The following is a 4,140-nucleotide window of genomic DNA, read 5'->3' as shown; positions in this document are numbered from 1 at the left end:
TAAACCAAAAAGAAGTCCTTGCAAATCATAGGTCGGATAACATTTTAAATACAATAAAATAAAAAGCAGTTTATCTAGTGGGGTTGGGATAAATCCTTTCTGCCCTGCACCCATCTGCCGCTCGTGATCTTTTCGATTCTTTTTCCGATAAATCAAACACGAGTTTCGCACCAATAAAAAAACGCTCTATTTTTAAGTTTAATTCAGCATGATATATAAATAGTCAAAACCTTATAAATCAAATACAACTTATTGTAATTTAAGAAAATTTATGTTTTTTAGTAACTTGCAGATTAATCATTGCTTTTAAGCCATTTTTAGAATTTTATATGCCTGTGCGAAACTCGTGACATAGCCTCAAGTTGAATATTGCGGGTTTCGCGAGCAAACAGATAAACGATAGAACCGATAAAAAAAATAAACGCAAATATGAGGAAAGGTACGAACACGACATTTTCAGAAAAATTTTTGCCATCGATGAGACCGCCGAGAAAAACAGGACCAATAATTTTAGCGGTAGCACCTACACCATAACCGAGTCCAAGACAGGTCGAGCGTACCTGATTAGAAAACATTTCTCCACCAAATGTATTAATAATTCCAAATGCCCCATCGCCAAACATCATAGCGATAAGAATGCCAAAAAAGAAAATCCAGCTTGAAGATAGCATATTCAAATTTAAAAAATGCACGATTGTGCTGATCTGTATAGACAATGCTGCAATTATACATCCAAAAGCACCAATAAGACCGAATAAAAAGAGAGTTCGACGTCTTCCAAGATAATCGGAAATCCATGCTGAAAATAATCGGCCAACTAAATCCCCTAAAGAGAGTATCATGAATAAATTTGCCACAACATTAATACTAAAATGGAAAACCTGATTCAATAATACCTGTCCCCATGACTGAATAGCGAAACTTCCTAGTATAAAAGAAAATGAACCAATAGCGACAATAGTCAGTTGTTTTGGGTAGTGCCTTATTATATTTAGATAAGACCTTTTGCTAATCGATACATATTCAGGTAAATGCCCCACTTTAGTTACAGGGATATTCATAGCCCAGGCGTAAGCTTCACGGGCATCCTGAAAACGTCCTTTAGAGAGTAAATATCGTGGTGATTCTGGAATGAATTTTCTCCATGCCAATAAAATAGCAGGAAGACAACCAATAATTAAAAGTCCTCTCCAACCAAGCGGTTCAGCCAGATAACGAGTAGCGAATGATCCAAGAAATAGACCCAATGGTACAAATGCTGAAGTCAAACCAGTAAATAGTCCTCTTTTTTTAGAAGGTACAAATTCCTGCACATAAGGCACAGAAGTCACATTAAGCCCGCCAACGGCTATACCTACGCAAACTCGCATGATTAACAAAAAGAGCCAATTATTTTCAGGCGTTAGTGCAGCCAGTCCGGTAAATATTACAAGTAATAAAATACATGAGAAAAATGATTTCTTACGGCCATATTTATCAGCAAGCCACCCCCAAAAAATTGCGCCCACGACAGTTCCAAGTCCTGCCCCAGCAAGGATTAAACCAGACTCTATTGTGCTTAATGACCACCGTTGATCTTGCATAAGCAGGGTAATGACAAAACCGACTAGAAATAAATCAAAGAATTCGAGAATATTTCCAATCGTAAGCATGCATATAAGAGATTTTTGATTTTTTGTTAGGGGAGCTGAATCCAGTTGTTGTATAGCAGTGATACCTACTTTTACTGATTGCATACTTGCTCCTTTTGTATCCGCAAAAGAGTATTCCTAGCGGTATAAGGCCCTATATTTCTAATCTATTAGCAGTTCATAGCTGATAGCTAATCTATGTAAAATTATATCCATCATAAAGCAAGTAATTTTTTTTCCCACTGTTCAATTATTTCTCGTTTTTCTCTTAGATAATCATACCTATCGTAATGTTTTGCTGACACCCCTGGCCTTTTGTGATTTTGAAGTCTATCACGCATTTCTGCACTAATGCCCATATCTCCTGCCAAGGTTTTAAACGTACGGCGAATATCTCTGGGTGTGAATTTATCAAAACCGGTTAATTTGCAGAATTTACGGAGTTGTTTACTGTACTCAGCGGACAGCAAATGCCCTTCTTTTGTATTGCCTGGAAAAAGAAACACCGCGTCTGGATATTTTTTTCTCTGTCGTTTTAGAATTTTAGTGGCGCTTTTATTCAATGGGATAATGTGGAAATCACTATTTTTTGATATGTGAGGGGGTACTGTAAGAGTTTTATTTTTCTCATCCCATTGATCGCGAGTATTGGTCATTATTTCCCACGGGCGTTGCACAGCGCTAAAGATACACAGCAGAGTCAATTGAGCGAAGTCTGGATGAATGGGGCAAGCTGATTCCGTGACCGCAAGCAATCGTAATAGCTCGCTGAGTTCGTCCCATGACAAAAAACGATCAAGCGCCTTATCTACACGTTTTTGAGGTGGAATGACGCTTACCGGGTTTCGGTCAAGCCCGTAAATGGTTTTTCCGTTAATGTTAGCCGGATCGTTGTCCGCGAATAGCCCAAAGTTGAATACGGCATGAAGGTTAGCTCTGATCTTATTTGCTCCGGCGTTTGCGCCACGCTCTATAAACTCTGCAAGAACATGCTTGATCTGAACGGGTGTTATTTCCTTAGCGGGTGTAGCAGGATTAATGTACTTACTGGTTAACACCTGGTTGAGTCTGTTTTTTGTTTTGTCATAAGAGCGATTACCCTGTTTTTTTTGAGTGGTGATGTAATCGTCAAACAATTGTTTTATAGTGGCGTGTTCAGCAATAGACGTTTCTGGCGCGGTGATATTGGCAGCGGCGGTGAGGGCTTTTGCGGTTGCTTCTGCGAGGGTTACCGTGGGATAATCTCCCAATGAAAGGAATTTTCGAGCACCCTCTTTATGGTACTTGTAAACAAAAATCTTTCTGCCGGAAGGGTAAATTTTTAGGCCCAAACGTCCTGTACCTCTGGTGGCTGATGACTGCCATAAGTAATACGCTTGCTCTTTTGGTTTAATAGCTTTGATCTTGCTGTCAGTGAGTAGTATTCCTGCCATTACGGGTGCTCTTACGGGTGTCGTTATGGTGAAATACTATGTTATAAAGTGAAATCATACAACATGTAAAATTCTTTTTATTACAGCAAGTTGAAACTGAATGAAATCATCTGTTATGAGTTAAAATAAGAAGTTATCGCCCTTCTAAGCCGTAGGTCGTAGGTTCGAGTCCTACAGGGCGCGCCAATAAAATCAAGTGATTACGCAGATTATCACGAGGTTAAGTAAAAAATCAAGGTCAAGCAATGGGTCAACTTAGTTATTCTGTAATTCAATCCATTCGCTGTAAGTCTCCTCTGGCCAACCAAGGAAAAGTCCACCCTGCGTCACCTTCGGTTTAGGCAGTTCACCCTTTCTTACCATCCTCCAAATTGTCGTTCTGCTCTTATTTAATTTCTTCTCCATTTCTTCATATCCTATAAATCGTGTACCACCACACGTAGGCCCTGTTTGCAAGCTATCGACTTTAGCGGCGCGTTGTGCAGCTAACCACACCTTCCGCGCCTGTTCAATATGGAGATGACTCCACACGTACCGCCGTTCCGACATACCGCCAAAGCCGTCTGGTATTGTTTCACTAAGAAAATCATCGAAGGTCTTAATCATTTCAAACCTCTATTTCTCATTGTTTTAAGCAAAATGTCCTGTACTTCTTCTTTTGAGTTGAGTTGATTCCACTCAGCTAATGTGATGGATGCCATAATGACCTCTGCTAAAATCAAGCCTCTGCGCCGTGTGTCATAACGGCGAGCAGTCGGAGAATGTTGAATTGTGGGAATGGGCTTTGTGGTGAGGTAATGAGGGTTAGTCTGTCGCTATTAATATATTTAACTTGACATCTTTGTATCTTACCACCACTAATTTTTAGCGGCAGTTCCGGTCGCTAAATATATTATGGATGCTGGTGTGTGGTATATTTACAGCTAAAGTAGTTGATAAATGGCGAGCGACTTTTGTTTCCATCAGTGCAACGGAATTACACTGTTATTTTTCATCAGACGTATTTTCGACCGTTTTAGAGATGCGATTAACGGGATAATATTTGTAGATGCTTGCTAATGAAATGCCATACAGTA

At 39.6% G+C, this 4,140-nt stretch carries 3 protein-coding genes; all 3 read right to left on the bottom strand.

Going from position 1 to position 4,140, the window contains the following annotated elements:
- Nucleotides 1-317: 317 nt before the first annotated feature.
- Complete coding sequence (locus tag CBG25_RS09520; protein ID WP_290606261.1) at nt 318-1,736, bottom strand: MFS transporter; 1,419 nt, start codon at nt 1,734-1,736, stop codon at nt 318-320.
- A 110-nt stretch (nt 1,737-1,846) separates the two neighbouring features.
- Complete coding sequence (locus CBG25_RS09515) at nt 1,847-3,064, bottom strand: site-specific integrase (RefSeq protein ID WP_290606260.1); 1,218 nt, start codon at nt 3,062-3,064, stop codon at nt 1,847-1,849.
- 255 nt (nt 3,065-3,319) lie between these two features.
- A complete protein-coding gene (locus tag CBG25_RS09510) occupies nt 3,320-3,670 on the bottom strand; it encodes a hypothetical protein (protein WP_290606259.1) in 351 nt (116 codons plus the stop codon).
- Nucleotides 3,671-4,140: the final 470 nt, after the last annotated feature.

The organism is Arsenophonus sp. ENCA (genome assembly GCF_002287155.1).
In the GTDB taxonomy this organism is placed as follows: Bacteria; Pseudomonadota; Gammaproteobacteria; order Enterobacterales; family Enterobacteriaceae; genus Arsenophonus; species Arsenophonus nilaparvatae.
The sequence above is the reverse complement of the archived record's forward strand: the minus strand, read 5'-3'. Positions and strand labels throughout refer to the sequence as shown.

Bases quoted from the DNA above. Each gene is read 5' to 3' on its own strand.
- CBG25_RS09520 (WP_290606261.1), bottom strand. From the start codon at position 1,736: ATGCAATCAGTAAAAGTAGGTATCACTGCTATACAACAACTGGATTCA.
- CBG25_RS09515 (WP_290606260.1), bottom strand. From the start codon at position 3,064: ATGGCAGGAATACTACTCACTGACAGCAAGATCAAAGCTATTAAACCA.
- CBG25_RS09510 (WP_290606259.1), bottom strand. From the start codon at position 3,670: ATGATTAAGACCTTCGATGATTTTCTTAGTGAAACAATACCAGACGGC.